At 56.2% G+C, this 18,977-nt stretch carries 19 protein-coding genes and 1 tRNA gene; 10 read left to right on the forward strand and 10 right to left on the reverse strand.

Features of this window, described 5'->3' with window-relative positions:
* Window positions 1-100: 100 nt before the first annotated feature.
* From hisB to ACHZCJ_RS15195, 9 genes are all read left to right on the forward strand, one after another.
* Window positions 101-694, forward strand: coding sequence for an imidazoleglycerol-phosphate dehydratase HisB (hisB, locus tag ACHZCJ_RS15155; RefSeq protein WP_159645368.1), 594 nt, complete (start codon window positions 101-103; stop codon window positions 692-694).
* 8 nt (window positions 695-702) lie between these two features.
* Window positions 703-1,323, forward strand: coding sequence for an imidazole glycerol phosphate synthase subunit HisH (hisH, locus tag ACHZCJ_RS15160; protein ID WP_321327360.1), 621 nt, complete (start codon window positions 703-705; stop codon window positions 1,321-1,323).
* Window positions 1,320-2,048 (forward strand): 1-(5-phosphoribosyl)-5-[(5-phosphoribosylamino)methylideneamino]imidazole-4-carboxamide isomerase, encoded by a 729-nt coding sequence (gene hisA / locus ACHZCJ_RS15165; protein ID WP_100093891.1) that lies wholly within the window; start codon window positions 1,320-1,322, stop codon window positions 2,046-2,048. Before hisH ends, hisA begins: the two co-directional genes overlap by 4 nt.
* Before the next feature lie 96 nt (window positions 2,049-2,144).
* The gene (gene hisF / locus ACHZCJ_RS15170; RefSeq protein ID WP_321327362.1) at window positions 2,145-2,906 is read left to right on the forward strand and encodes an imidazole glycerol phosphate synthase subunit HisF; all 762 of its coding nucleotides are present in this window, start codon (window positions 2,145-2,147) and stop codon (window positions 2,904-2,906) included.
* Between the two features lie 87 nt (window positions 2,907-2,993).
* Window positions 2,994-3,314, forward strand: coding sequence for a phosphoribosyl-ATP diphosphatase (locus ACHZCJ_RS15175; protein WP_159645360.1), 321 nt, complete (start codon window positions 2,994-2,996; stop codon window positions 3,312-3,314).
* Window positions 3,314-3,694 carry a histidine triad nucleotide-binding protein gene (locus ACHZCJ_RS15180; RefSeq protein WP_159645357.1) on the forward strand — a complete coding sequence of 127 codons (381 nt, stop codon included), beginning with the start codon at window positions 3,314-3,316 and terminating at the stop codon, window positions 3,692-3,694. Before ACHZCJ_RS15175 ends, ACHZCJ_RS15180 begins: the two co-directional genes overlap by 1 nt.
* A gap of 50 nt (window positions 3,695-3,744) precedes the next feature.
* Complete coding sequence (locus ACHZCJ_RS15185; RefSeq protein WP_321327363.1) at window positions 3,745-5,214, forward strand: sodium-dependent transporter; 1,470 nt, start codon at window positions 3,745-3,747, stop codon at window positions 5,212-5,214.
* A gap of 3 nt (window positions 5,215-5,217) precedes the next feature.
* Window positions 5,218-5,421, forward strand: coding sequence for a DNA gyrase inhibitor YacG (locus ACHZCJ_RS15190; protein ID WP_321327365.1), 204 nt, complete (start codon window positions 5,218-5,220; stop codon window positions 5,419-5,421).
* A 101-nt stretch (window positions 5,422-5,522) separates the two neighbouring features.
* Window positions 5,523-5,598: transfer RNA gene (locus ACHZCJ_RS15195), tRNA-Phe, on the forward strand.
* 558 nt (window positions 5,599-6,156) lie between these two features.
* Here the strand turns inward: ACHZCJ_RS15195 and ACHZCJ_RS15200 are convergent.
* The 10 genes from ACHZCJ_RS15200 to ACHZCJ_RS15245 form a co-directional block, all read right to left on the reverse strand.
* Window positions 6,157-7,875 carry an FAD-dependent oxidoreductase gene (locus ACHZCJ_RS15200; protein ID WP_321327367.1) on the reverse strand — a complete coding sequence of 573 codons (1,719 nt, stop codon included), beginning with the start codon at window positions 7,873-7,875 and terminating at the stop codon, window positions 6,157-6,159.
* On the reverse strand, window positions 7,872-9,104 hold the full coding sequence (locus ACHZCJ_RS15205) for an MFS transporter (protein ID WP_321327368.1): 1,233 nt from the start codon (window positions 9,102-9,104) through the stop codon (window positions 7,872-7,874). Before ACHZCJ_RS15205 ends, ACHZCJ_RS15200 begins: the two co-directional genes overlap by 4 nt.
* Window positions 9,105-9,138: 34 nt before the next feature.
* The gene (locus ACHZCJ_RS15210) at window positions 9,139-9,891 is read right to left on the reverse strand and encodes an SDR family oxidoreductase (RefSeq protein ID WP_321327369.1); all 753 of its coding nucleotides are present in this window, start codon (window positions 9,889-9,891) and stop codon (window positions 9,139-9,141) included.
* Between the two features lie 8 nt (window positions 9,892-9,899).
* Complete coding sequence (locus tag ACHZCJ_RS15215; protein ID WP_321327371.1) at window positions 9,900-10,754, reverse strand: SDR family oxidoreductase; 855 nt, start codon at window positions 10,752-10,754, stop codon at window positions 9,900-9,902.
* A 57-nt stretch (window positions 10,755-10,811) separates the two neighbouring features.
* Window positions 10,812-11,924, reverse strand: a complete 1,113-nt coding sequence (locus ACHZCJ_RS15220; protein WP_321327372.1) for a hypothetical protein — start codon at window positions 11,922-11,924, stop codon at window positions 10,812-10,814.
* A 116-nt stretch (window positions 11,925-12,040) separates the two neighbouring features.
* Window positions 12,041-13,147 carry a homogentisate 1,2-dioxygenase gene (locus ACHZCJ_RS15225; RefSeq protein ID WP_321327374.1) on the reverse strand — a complete coding sequence of 369 codons (1,107 nt, stop codon included), beginning with the start codon at window positions 13,145-13,147 and terminating at the stop codon, window positions 12,041-12,043.
* 294 nt (window positions 13,148-13,441) lie between these two features.
* Window positions 13,442-14,110: a TetR family transcriptional regulator gene (locus ACHZCJ_RS15230; protein ID WP_321327375.1), complete on the reverse strand. Its 669-nt coding sequence runs from the start codon at window positions 14,108-14,110 to the stop codon at window positions 13,442-13,444.
* 293 nt (window positions 14,111-14,403) lie between these two features.
* Window positions 14,404-14,730, reverse strand: a complete 327-nt coding sequence (locus ACHZCJ_RS15235) for a DNA methyltransferase (protein WP_236553959.1) — start codon at window positions 14,728-14,730, stop codon at window positions 14,404-14,406.
* A gap of 320 nt (window positions 14,731-15,050) precedes the next feature.
* Window positions 15,051-15,938, reverse strand: coding sequence for a glycosyltransferase (locus ACHZCJ_RS15240; protein WP_321327377.1), 888 nt, complete (start codon window positions 15,936-15,938; stop codon window positions 15,051-15,053).
* The gene (locus ACHZCJ_RS15245; protein ID WP_321327378.1) at window positions 15,935-17,728 is read right to left on the reverse strand and encodes an asparagine synthase-related protein; all 1,794 of its coding nucleotides are present in this window, start codon (window positions 17,726-17,728) and stop codon (window positions 15,935-15,937) included. The genes ACHZCJ_RS15240 and ACHZCJ_RS15245 overlap by 4 nt, the downstream gene beginning before the upstream one ends.
* Here ACHZCJ_RS15245 and ACHZCJ_RS15250 point away from each other — a divergent pair.
* Entirely contained in the window at window positions 17,688-18,728 is a 1,041-nt protein-coding gene (locus ACHZCJ_RS15250) for a sulfotransferase (protein WP_394700142.1), read from the forward strand. The two genes, ACHZCJ_RS15245 and ACHZCJ_RS15250, sit on opposite strands and share 41 nt — an antisense overlap.
* The last annotated feature ends 249 nt before the right edge of the window (window positions 18,729-18,977 follow it).

Genomic DNA, 18,977 nt, shown 5'->3' on the forward strand with positions numbered 1-18,977 from the left:
GTGAAGCGGGCATCGGGTCAAGAGCGTAAAATGAATTTTGCGTTGACCAAAGGCCGCGAAATTCTTGCCTGATTTGTCCAAGTCACTATAGGCCTCTTGCATGAGAACAGCGACAATCGAACGAAATACCAAGGAAACCGAGATTTACGTCGAGTTGAACCTCGATGGAACCGGTCAATATGATGTGTCGACCGGCATCGGTTTTCTCGATCATATGATCGAACAATTTTCGCGCCATTCGCTGATCGACCTGAAATTGCGGATCAAGGGCGATCTCCACGTCGATCAGCACCACACCACCGAGGACAGCGCTATTGCGGTCGGTCAGGCGATCCATCAGGCGCTCGGCGACAAGGCGGGGATCGTGCGTTACGGCAGCGCCTATTCGCCAATGGACGAGACGTTGAGCCGGGTGGCGCTCGATATTTCCGGTCGGCCCTATTTTGTCTGGAACGCAGGTTTCACGCAGGAGCGGCTTGGCGAGATGGACACGGAGCTTTTCAAGCACTGGTTTCACAGCGTTGCCGATGCCGCTGGAATAACGCTGCATGTCGAACTGCTTTATGGCGAGAATAATCACCATATTGCGGAAAGCATGTTCAAGGGCTTTGCCCGGGCGATGCGTCAGGCGGTCGAACGCGACCCGCGCAAGGGCGATGCGATTCCCTCGACCAAGGGGCAATTGGGCGGTTGAGTTGCACCATGTCTGAAACCATCGCTCTCATAGATTTTGGTGCCGGCAATTTGCACAGCGTGCACAATGCGCTGGTCGCCGCAGGGGCTGGCAAGGTCACTGTAACCGCTGACCCGGAGCTGGTGGCGCGAGCCGACAGGATCATATTGCCCGGTGTCGGGGCATTTGGCGCCTGTCGCGATGCCCTGGGAGCCATTGACGGCATGGTTGCAGCAATGGAAAAGCGGGTGCGCGCCGAAGGCGTGGCTTTCCTCGGTATCTGTGTCGGGATGCAGATGCTGGCCGACAAGGGTATCGAATTTGGCGAACATGAAGGCCTTGGCTGGATCGGCGGCACGGTAAGGGCGATCGAGCCTGCCAGCGATGATATAAAAATTCCGCATATGGGCTGGAATGACGTGACGCCGACCGAGGGACATGATCTGCTCGAGCCCGGCGAAGCTTATTATTTGCACGGCTATCATTTTGACGCCGCGAACCAGGCGGAGATTCTGGCCAAGACCAGCCACGGCGTACCTTTGGTGTCGGCGGTCGGTCGCGACAATATCGTCGGTGTGCAATTTCACCCCGAGAAAAGCCAGGCCTATGGGCTGGCCTTTCTCAACCGTTTTCTGGAGTGGAAACCATGATCGTATTTCCTGCCATTGATCTCAAGTCGGGCGAAGTCGTTCGCCTGGCAGAAGGCGATATGGATCGTGCCACGGTTTATGGCGACAATCCGGCGGAACAGGCCGGTCTGTTTGCCGCTGCCGGCGCCGAACATATCCACGTCGTCGATCTGGATGGGGCCTTTGCCGGCTCGCCGAAAAATGCCGAAGCGGTAGAGGCCATTGTCGCCAGTTTTCCGGGCTATGTGCAACTGGGCGGCGGCATTCGCAATCGCGAGACAGTTGAACGCTGGTTCGGACTGGGCGTCGCCCGGCTGGTGATCGGTACCGCCGCGCTGAAAGATCCGGACTTCGTCAAGGATATGGCGAAGGAATATGAGGGCGGTATCGTTGTCGCCGTTGACGCGCGCGACGGCATGGTCGCAACCGAAGGCTGGGCCGATGTATCGGATGTCTCCGTTCGCGATCTGGCGCGGCGTTTTGAAGATGCGGGCGTTGCATCGATCCTGTTCACCGATGTCGGGCGCGACGGCATGCTCACCGGCTGCAATATCGAAGCCACCGTCGATCTGGCGCGCGGGGTCGATATTCCGGTGATTGCCAGCGGCGGGGTCAAGGGACTGGATGATATCCATATGCTCAGCCAGTTTGCCAAGGACGGGATCGAAGGCGTGATCACCGGCCGGGCGCTTTATGACGGGCGGCTCGATCTGGCGACCGCGATCGCGATGGCCAATCGTGGTTGAACGGCCCAGTTCCGTTCGTGTCGAGCGCAGTCGAGACACATTGGTTTCGCGCGCAAACGTCTCTCGACTTCGCTCGACACCAACGGCGGTGCGCGCATGACCGTCCGCATCCGCGTCATTCCCTGCCTCGATGTCGCCAATGGCCGGGTGGTCAAGGGCGTCAATTTTGTTGACCTGCAGGACGCCGGCGATCCGGTCGAGCAGGCGCAGGCCTATGATGCTGCGGGGGCCGACGAACTTTGCTTCCTCGACATTACCGCCAGCCATGAGAATCGCGATACGATCATCGATGTCGTGCGGCGCACGGCCGAGGTCTGCTTCATGCCGGTCACCGTGGGCGGCGGTGTCCGCACGGCGGATGACGCGCGCGCTTTGCTGATGGCGGGGGCGGACAAGGTGGCGGTCAACAGCGCCGCCGTTTCGCGGCCGGAAGTGGTCAGCGATATTGCGACCCGTTTCGGCAGCCAGTGCATGGTGGCGTCGATCGATGCCCGCCAGATCGAGCCGGGACGCTGGGAAATCTTCACCCATGGGGGCCGAACCCCGACCGGCATTGACGCGCTGGAGCACGCTGTCCGCATGGCCGAACTGGGAGCAGGGGAACTGCTGGTCACCTCGATGGACCGCGACGGCACCCGCGATGGCTATGATCTGGACCTGACGCGCACGATCGCTGATGCGGTGTCGATACCGGTGGTTGCCAGTGGCGGTGTCGGCAATCTCGATCATCTGGTCGACGGCGTGACCCGGGGCCATGCCAATGCAGTGCTTGCGGCCTCGATATTCCACTTCGGCCAGCATACGATTGCCGATGCCCATGCCGCCCTGCGCGCCGCCAATCTTCCCGCCCGGCGTTGATGCCAAGGCGGCCCATTTTGGTGAAGCGCGCAAACTTGTGCCGCCGGGGCTTGACGAACGGGCGATTTCTCGCCCAAACCGCCGTTGATGACTGATATCCTCAAATCTCTCGAGCAGACGATCCTGCAGCGACGCGACGCGGAGCCGGATCAAAGCTATGTCGCGAACTTGCGTGCCAAGGGGCGCGCGAAAATGGCAGAAAAGCTGGGCGAAGAAGCGGTCGAATCGGTGATCGCCGCGGTGCAGGATGACAAGACCGCAATGATCGGCGAGGCGGCCGACCTGCTGTTCCACCTGATGGTCCTGCTCGCCGACATGGGTTTGTCGCTGGACGACGTGACCGCCGAACTGGCCCGCCGGGAGGGCCTGTCGGGGCTGGAGGAGAAAGCCGCAAGAGGAGCAAGCTGATGGCGATTGACCCAACCCAACCCTATGACGACGATAATATTTTCGCGAAAATCCTGCGCGGCGAAATTCCCAACAAGACGGTCTATGAAGATGAATGGGTGCTTGCCTTCCATGATATCAATCCACAGGCGCCCGAACATGTTCTGGTGATTCCGAAAGGTCGCTACGTCAGCTGGGATGATTTTTCGGCCAAAGCGAGCGACGCGGAGATTGCCGGATTTGTCCGCGCTGTCGGCCATGTGGCGCGCGCAGCCGGGATGGTCGAGCCGGGCTATCGCCTGCTCGCCAATGTCGGCCAGCATGGCCATCAGGAAGTGCCGCATCTGCACGTCCACATTTTTGCAGGAAAACCGCTTGGTCCGATGTTGATGCGGAGCTAGTAACAAAAGCAACAAGGCCGGAACTGGTCAGTAATCGGGGGATTTGAGATATGGCAGGCGCAGTATCAGCAGGTGGTGATGGTTGGTCTTCGCGGACGGCTTTTGTTTTGGCAGCGATCGGCTCGGCTGTGGGTCTGGGTAATCTGGTTCGTTTTCCTGCGGAAGCTGGTGCGAACGGTGGCGGTGCCTTCGTCATATTCTATATTTTCTGTGTTTTGCTTATCGGCCTGCCGATCCTGCTTTCGGAAACGCTCATAGGCCGCCACGGTCAGGGGTCGGCTATCGAGAGCATGAAGAGGGTCGCGATTGAATCCCGCGCATCGCGCTGGTGGTCGATTGGCGCAGGTGTCGGTATGGTCGGCGCCTTTCTTATCCTGACCTATTATAGCGTGCTGGCGGGGTGGATTGTGCATTTCATCGGCGTATTCATCGGTGATTTTGCCCATGCCGTCGGTTCGGGCAATCTGGCGCAAGGCGCCTTGTCGGGATCATCGGTCGACGAGGTGCAGGGGATATTGCCAGCCCTGCAGGCGAACAGCAGCGAGATGCTGGCGATGCACGCGATATTCATGGCTCTTACCATATTTGCCGTCGGTCGCGGCGTCAGCAGCGGGATCGAGAAAGTCGCTGTCTGGCTGATGCCAATCTTCTTCCTCCTGCTGGTCGCGATTACCATCTACGGAGCCTTTACCGGATCGTTCGGCGCAGCGCTGGCTTTCCTGTTCGATTTCGAACCGGCCCGCCTGCTCGACCCGTCGGTCCAGCTTTCGGCGCTGGGACAGGCCCTGTTTTCGCTATCTCTGGGCTCCGCACTGATGATCACTTATGGTGCTTATGCGGCGCGTGACATCAATCTGGCCAAGACATCGGCGCAAATTGCGACCGCCGATACCTCGGTCGCGATTGTCGCGGGCCTTGCGATTTTCCCCATCACCTTTGCGGCTCTGGCGCCAGCAACTCTGGCCGCAATCCTCGATGGTCAGGAACAGGTGCAGGGCGGTCTCGGTCTGCTGTTCGTCAATTTGCCGGTTGCTTTTCAGGCGATGCCGGCTGGGTCTCTGATTGGACTTCTGTTCTTCATCATGGTCTTTTTTGCGGCGCTCACCAGTTCGGTCGCGCTGCTGGAGGCTTCGGTCAGCTGGGCCATCGGCCGTTTCAACAAGCCGCGCTGGCTGGTCACCATCGTCCTGGGCGGTCTCGCCTTCCTGATCGGGGCCTGGGCGAGCTTTTCGTTCAACAGCCAGGCGGATTTCCAGCCGTTCGACTTCATGATCTTTTCCGGACAGCCGGTTTTCGGGATTATCGACGAGTTGACCGCGAAAATATTGCTGCCTGCCTCCGCTTTGCTGGTCTCGATTTTTGTCGGCTGGATAGCGGATCGAAAATTGATTGATCAGGAAAACGGGCTGGACGGAAACCTGCAACGCGTCTGGCTATTCCTGGTGCGCTGGCTCTGCCCGTTGGTCATAATCGCGATCCTGATCTCCGGTCTGTTTCCGGGAATTCTGGGCCAAGGATAGCAGATGGCCGGTACGAAATCACCGAAATGCCCGGTTTGCGGCAATGCTGCGGTGGAAAAATGGATGCCGTTCTGCAGCGCCGGCTGCAAGGATCGCGATCTGCTGCAATGGCTGGGCAACGGCTATAAAATCCCCGGACAGGCGGTTTCTCCGGACGAACTCGCCGAACATTTGACCGGGGATTCCGGCCGAAATGGCGAGGAGTGAAGGGGCTTGATAAATCCGCCATTTTTAGGCTGGACAAGCGGCAATAGCCCCGCCTATAGCGTCGCTTCCTAACGAGGCCCGCGCAGCGCGCAGGTCCAGATGCCCGAGTAGCTCAGTTGGTAGAGCAAGCGACTGAAAATCGCTGTGTCGGTGGTTCGAATCCGCCCTCGGGCACCACCTTTTTCCTTGATTTCCAATGTCTCTCGGCGTCCCGAGCGTGTGCCAATTTAGTGCCCAGTTCTTAGAGGGTTAGCTGATGTCGTATGGGGGTGCCGGTGACCAGAGACCATTTGGCAGCGGCCATAGGAGGGCATAATACCCATTTATCTCCATGGCCCCAAACGCTGGCACCAGATGCACTATTGGATTTAAGTGGTTTTGGGCTTCAGTTAAAGCCGAATAGTTTACGTTGGGCTCTCCAGCAGAGTGGAACATTCCCGATCCGCAGGATCTTGCGGCCAGTCAGATCAACCGGCTGCGTGCCATCAATAATCGCGGCGATAATATCAGGTGCTAAATAACTCAGCCGGGCGAGCTGTTGGACATGTCGCGAACTATATTCTGCGTGTAGATATTCGCGAGACATCTTCTGTAAATTCCTGACGTAGGAAGGAGATGATCAAATGACCAAGGAAGACGAACGCGAAGTACAGCGCAAATTACGGATATTGCAGCACGCGGAGAAGATATAGCTGCTGCTCTAATGACGGTTGGAACGCCGTGAAGCTTCGTTGCTCAGGGCATCGTGGCTGACATATGTTTTGCCGCCAGATACCCAAAGGTCAGGCCCGGACCGATGGTAATTCCTCCGCCGGGATAGAAGCCCGACCAGATCGAATTCATATCGTTGCCGCAGGCATACAGGCCTTCAATCGGCTGACTCTCCGAATCCAATACCCGCGCGTTGCCATCACAGACCAAACCGGCGGCTGACCCGATATCGCCGGGCCACAACTTGATGGCAAAAAACGGGGCTTCTTCAATCGGCCCTAGACACGGGTTGGGAGATTGCGATGCGTCGCCCATATACCGGTTATAGGCCGTGCTGCCTTTTCCGAATTCCGTATCGACGCCGCTCGCTGCAAATGCGTTAACTGCGGAAACCGTTTCGGCAAGATTTTCCTGCGGAACACCGATTTTCATTGCCAGATCATCAATGCTCTCAGCCTGAATCAAATAACCAGCCTGTATCAATTTATCATATGCCTTTGTGTCCACGCGAGCCATTCCCAGCCCATATTTGCGTAGGAAGACGCTGTCACAGATGAGGTGAACAGGCACGTGCGAACCTTCTTTATTGGCCTCGACCATCGCGGAGGCAAATTGATGATAGGATTCAGCTTCATTGACGAACCTCCGGCCATCGCTGCCTACGGCAATGGAGCCAGGCATTAGCCGGTCCCCCAAAAGATGCGGGAATTGCAGGACCCGGCCTTTGCCCAATGGTAATTTCGAAACCGGGGCGAAAAAGGCGTTTTTCGCGTTGCCATTGGCTACTTTGCCCAAGGCCTCTTTGCCCATTTGCAAGCCGTCACCGGTGTTGGTTCGCGGAGCCATGCTGAAATGGGCATCGGGCGTTGGAAGATTCTCGCGTCGCCATTGCTCGTTATGTGAAGCGCCGCCAGTCGCCAGCACAACGCCGCGTTTAGCCAAGATCTGATATTCCCCGGCAGCGGATGCGACATGCACACCGGTTATTCTATCACCGTCCCTGATCAGCCCTTTGGCCTCTGCGCCGCGAAACATTGCGATGTCAGCATCCAGTGCGGACCGGTACATGGCTGCGATCATCGCATTTCCATATACCAGTCGGGTCCCGCGAGGATAGCTCAGCTTGTCAAACGCAAACCGTGCGCCGAGCGCCGCAAGCTTGAAAAAGGCTTTCAATGATGTTTTGATCTTCTTCAGATTGGCCACGTCGTCCATCGTGACCATCAAACCGCCAAAGGCCATCATTTGCGGCAACGGCGAACGGATGTCGGCGAAACGCTTGCCTAGCCTTCGGCCATTATAATGTCCGCTATCCATCGTGCGCCCGCCCAAGACCGAACCTTCCAGATCGGAGTGATAGTCGGGGGAATATTTGCGCGGGATAAAGCGCAGGTGAGTATGGGCTTCCAGATAGTCAATTGCTTCGGGTGCGGCATCAAGATAGGCCTCTATCAGATTGCCCGAATAATGATTGCCCAACAGGTTCTTGAGATAGGTTGTCACTTTCTCACGACTGTCATCAGCCCCCATCCGCTTGGCATGGCTACTCCCCGGAATCCAGATCGCACCGCCTGAAATAGCGGTCGTGCCGCCAAAGACATCGGTCTTCTCGATAATGACGACGTCCAGCCCCTCTTGGGCGGCGGTCAATGCGGCAGAAAATCCGGCGGCTCCGGAACCGATGACGGCAACATCGACTTGCAAGTCCGATGAAAGCAAATTTTTGGTATCATCATTCTTCATTTGACCATTGGCTCCGGCTGTTTTTTGAGGCTGCCCGACAGCGAACCTATCAATATTGAGGACACAAAAATTCCGATTGCCGCAGGCACGAGAACCGGGTCAAAATTTCCATATTTATCGTAGGAAGACCCGAACAACATCGGTCCGAATGCAGAACCGATGTAAAGTATAACCATGATGGCACCGAATATTTTGGCATAATGTTCCCAGCCGAAAATCCGGTTTATGACATAGGAAAGAACATCAAACTCGACGCCGGTGCCAAAACCGGCAAGCGCGATAGCCAGTAAAACCATCGGCATGCTCAAATTCTCACCCGACAATATCAAAAGTCCAAGGGACAATGACATTATCAGCACGAACCCCACGATCCCCGGATTGAACTTGTCCAGCAGATACCCGCCGATGATACGGCCAACGATCACGGACAGGCCAAAGGTCGCCCCGACAGTTACAATATCGCTCGGCGTTGCACCGCCGCTTGCCAATATCACTTCCATATTGGTGATAAGGCCCGCAACAGCAAAACCGATGGGCATATAGGCGACAGCAATTGCCCAGAAGCGCCAGTCTTTCAGCGCTGTGACAAAGGGGATGCTGGTTGCGGTCGAGGCTTTGCCTTCGACTTGGGTGTTGGACGTCCTGCTGATTTTCTCTGGTTCCTTGAACCACATCAGTACCAACGGGAGCACAAGGACAAGTGGAATAGCGGCAAGCCCCACATAGGCACCGCGCCAGCCAAACTCAGAAATTAGGCCCGCAACAGATGGCTTTAAAAGGGCTCCGCCCAAACCAGTGCCCAGCAGGGTCAAACCCAAGGCAAGGCCGAGGTGCTTGTCAAACCACGATGTCACCATCTTTGTCCATGTTAGCGGCAAAACACCGACAAAGGAAAGGGCGGTGAGACACGCCAGCATGTAGAAGATAATGATATTGTCCGGAAGGAAAGCGTGCAGCATGATGCAGGCTGATGATGTTATAATCGCAACAATCGTGATGAGCCGGACGCCAAATTTGTCGGACAGGTATCCCACAATCGGCAGGCTGATCACAATCGTACCGATGGAAAACAGGGAGGACAGCTGTATTGCCCCATGCGACCAGCCAAATTCCTGGGAGAGCTCCGGCGCGATGGCTCCAATTGTATAGAGCAATATATTTGATGCGCTGAACGCGATGCCCAGCATAGCGGTGAGCACAATCTTCCAGCCCATGGCAAACTCATTCATGGCAGGTCTGCCTGCGGTTGGCTGGATAATGCATTCATATTTCCCTCGGAGCCACATATTCCATGTCGTTGTTGAACGTTCCAATGGCAAAGGCATCCCGTCCCTCGATCTTGGCTCTTACCTCGCCATTTGCACCGTTTTTGAGCAGCTCAATCACCTCTTCCGCGATTGCAGATGGCGGCATCAGCGGCACTCCCGCCTTTCGTACCAGGTCGGAAAGCATTGCTGTCTCTACCGTGCCAGGGCAGATCGCGTTAATCCGCAGGGGCGTGCTCGCATTGGCGGTGGCAACGCTGCGTACCATTTGCAGAACCGCTGCCTTGCTGGCCGCATAGATGGGATCAAACGGGGTGGGGACCATGCCGGCGCGAGAGGCGGTGACAGTAATGGCTCCGCCATCCTCGCGCATCAACGGTATTAGATACCGCAGGCCGTGAAAGACGCCATCGACATTGACCGACATAACCCGCCGATAGGCATCAACAGGTGCTTCCTCGAATGGCGTAAAAGGTGCATCGGATGGGACGGTCATGACACCCGAGTTGAGGTGCGCGTAGGTTGGTGTTCCCAATTCTGTTGCGCATCTGGATACTGCATCTTTCACGCCTTCGGCATTGGCGGCATTGCAATAAAAGAAGCTGCCACCAACCTCATGTGCGAGAGCGGTGCCTGCTTCTTCCTTGATATCGCAAATCGCCAGTTTCGCGCCAGCAACAGCGGCTTGCCGAGCGACCTGCTCGCCAATGCCAGCTGCGCCGCCCAAGAGGAAAAAGACCGAGCCTTTCATTCCGGGGCCTAGCTTACGATCGCGGCATATTTCTTCAGCTGCTCTTGATTGAAGCCGCTGATCCCGGCTGTGCCATCATGCGTGAGGCCGCCATCGGGATAGAAATTGGTCCCTGTGACCCACGATGAATCGTCCGAAGCAAAAAACGCAACGACCGGCGCGATGTCTTCAGGGTTGCCCATCCGGCCAAGCGGGAAAATCTCATCACGAATTTTCTTGGTTGCTCCAACTACGGCTTCGGCCTGTTCGTAGGAAATGCCCGCCCGCATGGCATTGGAGGCGATAATATGACGGCCTTCGACCGAACCGATGGCGAGACTGTTGAACCGAATGTTATCGCGTCCATGCTCAACCGCCAGAGTCTTCATCAGCGCCTGGAGCGCGCCTTTTGCGGCGCTATAGGCGGCAATATGCTTGATGCCGACATTTGCCGTCATGGAAGAGCTAACCAGAACGCTGCCCGATTGTTGCTCGATCATGGTCGGCAAAGCTGCACGAATGGGAAGCCATTGACCGGTAAGTTCCAGCTCGAGGCAGTCGGTCCAGAAGGCTTTGTCCTGTTGCAAAGCTTCTTTGACCCATACTTCCCCGGCATTGGAAAACATCATATCGATACGCCCGAATTTTTCCACCGTCTTGGCGGCCAGCTCGGCGCAATCATCTTCGTTGCGTGTGTCGGAAACCAGAGCCAGAACCTCAGCACCTGCTTTGCGAGCTGCTTCAGCGGCGGCATTTAGTTCTTCTTCGCGAATGTCAGAGAGAACCAGATTTGCCCCCTCCTGCGCACAGCGCAATGCCGCTGCGGATCCGATGGAGCCGCCGCCGCCCGTCATAACCAGTGTTTTTCCGCTCAGTCTCTTCATGGTTAATTCCTTCATATGTAAATTTGGATTGGGATTAGCATTCGATGGTCATGGTCACTATTCCAGCGCGAAACCAGCGATCAACTTTGCTGCATCGACAACCATTTCGCGTTGTTTCTTGGGGTCCATGTAGTGGGTTGCATCAAAATAATGATGCCCGGTGAACCGGTCGCCCATGGCATCTTCCCATTGGCGCAAATAATCGGGGTGAGCGCGGTGATCACCTTTCTGAACGATGCTCAGAACCGGGACGGTCGTTTTCCGCATGTCCGATGGGCCGTCGGCGTGACTTATATCGGTTGCCCATTGGCTGAGCCATGAACGCAGGCTGGTAAAGCGGCCCAGGCCATTGCCTGCCAAATTCATTTCCTGGATCGCGTTTTTATCGCCTTTGAAATCAGAGGTCTCGGCGAACATGAACGGGTCGGCGTTGGTTCGATGCACCACGAACGCTTCATCGGCTCCCGGACCATATTCTTGTTCCAGCTGCGCAAGACGCGCCTTTACCCAATCGGTAATACGCAGCATCCGTGCAGCTTGACCGGCTCTAATTTGGGCAATGAAGTCATCGGAAAAAGGCGGTCCGTTATCCGGATTGAATACATCAAGAGCCGGATCGGTTTTGCTGAGATCATTCTCGTCGAGCACCGACGCATCGAGCACGTTGCGCAATGTCTGTGAGCGCCCCAGATGGTGGCCGAACAGAACGAGCTTGTCGGCGGGTGGCAGATGTTCCGGCAACAGGCCGCTGGGCCGCCCGTCGGGCAGTTGCGTCGCGGTCAGATTCTCTGCCTGTGCCTGATAAAAACAGAGCAGCGAGGCGCCGCCAGAAAAACCCAGCAAGATGATCTTTTCATAGCCACGCTCCTTCAAAAAACGCACGGCTGTGCCGACATCTTGAGCGCAACGCTCCATGTTTAGCGTCGCATCATTGCCCGCAAAGCGCGTGGCAATCGCCGCACAGGGCAATCCCATCATCTTGAGCGGTTCGAACATGTAAAATCCGGCTACGGGCACAGTCGGATGGGAGAAGATAGCCACGGTTTTATGATCCGGTATGCCGCTGTCAGGTTCATATAAATCGACCCTGACGGAAGGATTGCTGTTCACCGCAGGCGGATATAGCTCGAATGGTAGCCCCTTTTCAGCGCTGAGCAGAAAAGAATGCATGGGAAGCGCTTTCACCGGGTTCACTGCCCAATTCCCGCAGATGGACTTATCACTGTTTTTCTCACTTCATTGAACATGTGCAATTGCTTTCGGTTGGGCATTGTCGTCCCCCTGCATCATCCGTTGGCGGCGACCATTGCTTCATAGGCGGGCGTTGGGATGACACGCCGGAATGGATCGATGCTGACCGCATCAAAGGTGCGCTGCAACTTGCCGCCCTCGGCTTCGATCTGCTTGCGATGCATCTCGAACATCTTGCGATGTTCGTCCAACGGGCCGTGCGTCACGGCCTGGGGCATATGCCAGAGCTCGGGCGCCACGACTCCTGCGAACAGCGAGCGAATGAACAGAACTTCTTCGGTGTCCAGATTCCGATGCCGGCTAGGCAGCTCTTCCGCCTCTGGATCACTGACGCCGGACATCGGCCGGAAGGCTACACACAGGAAGCTCGAAGATTCAAAGATGCACCAGGATGAAGGGGCTATGTGCATTCGCTCCGACGTTACATGCCGAATGTCTTTCTCACTGAGGCGGAAGGGAAACAGGTCTCCTTTCCAGCCGATCAGATCAAAAGGCAGCTCCTCGTAAAACCAGGAGGTCAATTCATCCCCCTGTTTCAGCTTTAGCTCCCATTCATCCTGTTCCGGCCAATCATAGGATTCCACTTCGGGTACACCCAAAACGCCGGTGTCAAATGGCGTATGCCGCCCGAGCATCGCATGCTCTGCGATATTGATGGGCGCGATGGACTCAACAACCAAGGCGACTGTTTGGGTTGCGGGCATCTGGCGGTAACTCACGCCTTTCGGGATGTAGATATAATCTCCGTCCGAATAGGACAGCGGGCCAAATTCAGTCGCGAAAGTACCGCTGCCTTGCTGAACATAAATCAGCGTATCGGCGTCTACGTTGCGGATCAGAAAAGGCATATCCGCCGCACGGCGGCTGAGCGAAATTCTCACCTCGTCGTTGTGCAACATCAGTGTTGGCAGGCCAGTCTCACTGTCCTCATCACTGACCTTGAAGTCTGCGATCTTCGCCATGCGCAGATTGAGCGAACCTTCAACACGCTTTGGCGCGCGTGCTGGCTTGCCATGGTAAATCATGGACGCAGGGCCAAAAAAAGCTTCCCGGCTTATATGCTCCTCGCTCATCTCCCGCACACCCACGCGTGCCTGAGGCACGTGCACACCGCTGCTTTTCTGAATCCAAGAGTTTTTCATCCTCGCCATCCCTTTCGAATCGGTGCCCAGGGGCAAACTAGATGGACAGGTATGTCTAAATGACACTAATGTCAAATTAGCATTGATGCTGCCGATAATTTGGGGCTGCTGTCGACTGGTCTAGTTTCCATTGGGTACGTTGAGGGGCCTGGACCTGCGCCTGAAGTCTTTCGACTGACTTAGAATCACGGTGTTAGGACACACCCCCTACCAGTCTCCACAGATTGTGCCCTTTGGCAGATCGGGAGCGGGTATGGGCTGGTGCGGGATGTGTCAGCATAACTGAAACAGATTCTAGATATGCTTTAACAGCGCAGTCAGTCCTGACTGACCGGATCCGTTTATCACGCCCAGCGCTTGCGCAAGATCATCGGCGGCGTTCCTGACACGGTCACGCAGATCCGACCGCGGATCGGCCCGCCATTGTTCGACTGCGCAATCGAAAATCGCGGACGTCAGCCAGGCGATGGCTTTCGCTCTCCGGCCGGGACCGGGTTCTGCGGAGATGTGTGGGGCGAGTAATTCCTCCAGCATCTCGCGCTGCATCGATCGCCAGGATGCAGAGCGATCGGCAAAATTTGGGGATGTCAGTCCCCGTTTGAGCCGTTTCCGATTGAGTGTGTCGCCAGAAAAAGCCAGCACCTGCTGGATCGTACCAACCAGGGCAGCCGTTTCTGGCGGCAGGCCCTCTTCGAGCCTTTGCTCGATGAAGCGGCGCTGGTCTTCCACGGCGCGGCGGACATCCAGGTAAATCACGTCATCCTTGGTCTCGAAATACCGGAAAAAGGTCCGGACGGAAATGTCGGACCTATCCGCGATTTGCTCAACCGTTGTAGATGAATAGCCGCCGCCGTCCTCACCGCCATTCTGTTCGAACAACTCGGTCGCGGCTTCGATAATCCGGCGACGCTGCCGCTCCCGACGGCGCTCCGCTGGCGTCATATCACGTTCATCGTCAGCCATATGGAACACCCTCTTTCTCTGGGAAACCGCATTTCCCCAAATGGGCGAAACCATGATTGATTTCCAAGTAGCGACAATTTGGCACAAATGCCAATAATGCACAACCAAGGAGATTATTATACCCGGCGATGACGGTCCGGAGCGAAAACATCTGGCTTCCGCTTTCGGGACTGGGCAAAATCACTGGGATATATGAAATCGGGTGCATTTCAGACCGGCGGTAATTGGGCCGATAGGAGAATGCCCACAATAATCTGCAAGATTGTGACAAAGCAGACCTTGTCGTGCGCGTTTCAGGACCTTCCTCTCGCCCCAGCCGCGAACAAAAAAGCCAGATCAACAAGCTGGGTGCTTCCAGAGCCACCAAAACAATCCAATATGATGTGCCCGGGCTTTGAACAGCCATGTATAATATCGGATACCAGAGTGACCGGTCTGACCGTCGGGTGCATGGCAAGTTCATCGCCTCGATCTGCGCTGATGCTGCTTCTACCCGTATAGTCCCATACATTGGTCCGGTAACGTCCCGTATCGCCCAGCCCAAAACTGTCAATATGCTCCCCGGTTCCGTGCTTGACTACGAAGATGAGCTTATGCTTCGACCGGTAAAAAGTACCCATGCCGCCATTGGTCTTGGTCCATACGACCAGATTTTGTGTTCGGCAAACGCGGTGGTACCTATGGTTAAAAGTTCGCCCATGTGCCGCCAGTCCATGCAGACGAAAACGATGGCGCCAGCATCCATATTGACTAACATGTTGCCAAGCGTTTCAATTTCGGCTCCCGTCTTCGCTATGGCTGGTGGAACTTTTCAGTTCGGCCGGTTGCACACTTGCTGTCTAGATGCTTGGCGACCAATCCTATTTCTCTGAAAGCGGCACGCTATGACCGCAGTTTGCCGGTGACGATGCCGTCAGGTGTCTTCGCTCGCCAGCCCGCCTTAACTTGGATCAGGCACGCCCGTTCTGACGGCGTCTGTGCCAACCCTTTCAGCAGCAGATCGCCATTGCATCGTTGCCCATCTGAAAAAGGGGTCACGGAACAGTGCAATTTGCTCCGCAGAAAGGTTCCAGGGTTTGGTCCGCTGGTTGAAATGCAGCACGCGGATATCTCGCGGCACGACCGGTTCCCGCCTCTCGATCAACATCCGATGTTTCAAGAGATAGTTGTGGCTCCAATCCACGTGCCTGACGCGATCGGCAAAGACCAGATTATAGATCGCCTGATCATGCAGACCACATTCCAGCTTGTTGAACCGCAACTCCGAAAGTTCGGTCAGGGCGCGACTGAAATCATCTCCGGTCAAAGAAGGCTGGCCGAACAGCATGACACCGGCATTAAACGTATGATTGAGCCGTCCGGGGCCGCGCTCCACCTCGGCCAGTGTAACCGCGTCTCTCGCCTGTCCTCGCAAGAAACAACCATCCCCGGTTGCAATAACATCGCTTTTGCTGTCGAACATCGAGTGGATCGGACCGAGGAAGAGCGTGTCGCTGTCGCAAAACAGCACCCGTTCCGCTCCAGAAGGTCGAAGCACTTCGAGGGACAGGAATCGTCCGCTGGTCTCGGACAGGCCGGGGATGGCGTCAGCCAGTCGGGCAATCCGCTCAATCAGGTCCTGCCCGGCAGGCACGATTCTGATCCGCGGAGAAACCCTGCGCAGTGCGGCCTCTGACGTATTACTCAGACCGTCGGTGATGGTTATCAGTTGGCCCTGAAAATCGGGATGGAAACGCAGAAACGAAGCAAACATGACACAGGCCCCGGGAACAAAGCTTTCGGTTGCCACCGTCACCAGCTGCGTGGTCTGCGATGCGTCCATGCTCATACGCGCGGATCGATATCGAGCATTTCGAGCGCGGCCCGCCGGCGGCCAAATCGCGGGCTGCGATTCCCCCGTGGCCTGATCGGAAGTTCGGAGAGATCCTTTCGAAGGCTGGCAACGTCAATCATGTCGCTGCGTTCCAACTCGCCATGTAGGGCTTTGACCAGCAACGGCCGGGCTTCCTCGAGCGCATCCACCATGGCGAGCGACCGTGTAGGTTCGGTTTTGTTGCGGTTTTCGGCGACTGGTTCGGGTGCGTGGCGGCGCAGCATCTGCCGCATCAGCCAACGGCTCTGGGTTCCCCGATCGAACATCTCCGGCGGGAGGCCGAGCGCGAATTCAAGCAAATATCTGTCCAGAAGTGGGTACACATATCTTAAGCCACGACGAGAGCCATGTTCCGCCCAGGCTTCAATACGCATATCCAGATAACCGTCGAGCAGCATATTGCGCCGCGCTCCTTCCGGCGATGCAGCCAGTCTGCGGACGAACCTGTTTCGCGGATTGAAGCGACAGAAGCTCGGACGCTTGAAGCTTCCTGACGACCTGCCGAGAGCAAAGGGTATCTGATTTTTCAGGTCTTGTTTCACGAGGCGGACCAGCCCGCGCAAGGCGCGAGCAAACGCGCGTATTGGCCCGCTCCCCGAACTGCGCCCGATTTCCGCCAGGCGCTGCCAGTCTCCCGACAACAGCAACGACGGCATATAACCGCTACCGCGATAAGAGATGCCCTGGTCACCGCCATGACCGGAAAAAATCGTGGAGCAGCCCGCGCGATGAGCGACTTTCTGAACGGGAATTTCCATGATCAGCATGCTTGAGGTCGGATGCAGCACCGGATCACGCGCGAAAAATTCGAGGACGCCCTCAACATCGGGCGGATGGCGATGTATCGACAGATCGAGTGCACCACAGAATGTCGCAAGTATCGCCGCTTCGGGATGGCTACGATCCGCCTTCGTTGTGGGCTCCGGATTCCAGGTAATTGCCATGGGTGGCGCTGCGTCGGCAGCCCTGCATTGCTCGGTCAGAATCGCGGTCACGGCTGACGAATCAAGGCCGCCGGTAACATGCGTGGCTACCGAGCCTTGGGCTGGCAACCGGTTCTTCACCGCGCGAGCAAGAATGGAATCGAGCGCTTCGACATAATCCCCGTCAGAATCAAAACGAACCTTGGGAATCCGTTCGAACCTCCACCAGCGCTCTTCCTTCAATCCGCTTTCCGAAAATTCGAGCCGGTGTCCCGGACGCAATCGTGATACTGACTTGAGCATTGTCCGGCCCGGCGGGAACAGCAGTTCCGTATCCAGAAAATCTGCAACCAGTCTGCTATCGATTTCCCCGGATATGTCCGGCGCCCCTGCGACCGCGGCAAGGTCGTTGCCAAATACCAATATGTCGCCGGCCCGTGCAAAATAAAATGGCACAATGCCGACATGGTCCCGTGCGCACAGTGCGCGGTGCCGGTTGGCATCCCACAGGGCAAAGGCAAAGTCGCCGTACAGACGCGCAATACAGTCAGCACCCCAGCGCCGATAGGCCGCTATAACAAGCGCCAGATCCTGTTCGCGGGTGACGTCACTACCCGACATTCCCAGTATTTCGGAGAGTTCGCGGCGATTGTCGATTCTCACGGATCCCGCGCAACTGATGCCTCCCGGCTGGTCGATCAGAGAATAGGTCGAGACATCCACCGGGCTATCGGCGGTCAGCCGCTTGGCAGCTGCTTGAAAGCCCCTTGCGGCGAAAGTCGTGATCGGGCCCACGCCTTTCTCCGTCAAGGAATGTGCCATATCGGATATCATTTCTGATTCCGAGAGAGGGGTGGCAGTAAGTTTGATCCTGCCACAAAACAGAGACATGTCGGTCCATTCCCAAGATCAGGCAGCGGCGTGCATTGTCGGCGTGCCGTATGTGCATATGATATCAACGCTTTATTCCGGCGGCGTTATCATGCAAAGCGCGCGCATGGCAAGCTTGCTCAAATTCGGTGCACAGCATGATCCGGCGCAAACGATCCGGACACATTTGTTCGTCATCAGCCCGAACAATTCCGGATCAACCTTTCTGCGACGCTCGTTCGAATTCAGTGACAAAGTCTGGTGGCTGCCGCGCGAGGGTCAACATGTCCCAGGCTATGTCGGGCCATTCACGCGTGATTCCCACGATTCCTTGACCTGGAACGCCTCTGCTGACAGTCGTGCACGCTATTGTGATCCGTCTGTCTATGACTGGCAGCGGACGAGGAAGGCATGGTATTTTCTGGCTCGATCATATGGGGTCGACGCCTCTGTATTCGTTACCTCGTCACCGCCTTTTCTGCTTAATATGGATGTTCTGGACCAGCAGTTCGACGATGCTCGGTTCATCCTTTTGACGCGAGATCCTTATGCGGTTGCCGAAGGTATATTGCGCAGGCCGATTGAACAGCGGCTGGCAGTGGGCGACAACAAATATCAATTGGTCGCCAGACATATCGGTCACTGCTTCCGCTGGCAGTTGCGGAACAGGGCTAATCGCCAAGTAAACTCTATTTGGCTGACATATGAAAGCATGACCGATGATCCCGTCGGCACGGCGGCTCGCATTCGGCAATTCATGCCAATGATCGACGATTATGCACTGGATCAACCGATTCCGGTAAAAAATCGCTATTTCGAAACAGCGCGGAATATGAATGGTGACGCTTTTTCAAGATTGCAACCCCATGCAATCGACGACCTGCGTGCCGGATTTGCTGATTTTTCTGACGAGATCGAGGCGCTGGGTTATGCTTGGCGCGGGCTGTTCTAGTTTTTACCTACAATATGGGTCAAAAATGAAACATTAGTCGGCACGAATAATCAGCCTATGGACGGCAGAACCAGTCAGAATATGGAAAACAGATTCAACTGGCATACCAGGCGTCATCGCCTGAACTCCTTGTACTCCAAGCGCCGCCTTCTGTTGCCCGTATCACATCGAACGTAAGGACGGTCGGCCGATCCCAAGCCAGACGTTCACAAGAATCTTGCTCGGACCCAGTTTCTTTTACCACTTTTT

Source organism: uncultured Parasphingorhabdus sp. (assembly GCF_963677535.2).
Taxonomy (GTDB): domain Bacteria; phylum Pseudomonadota; class Alphaproteobacteria; order Sphingomonadales; family Sphingomonadaceae; genus Parasphingorhabdus.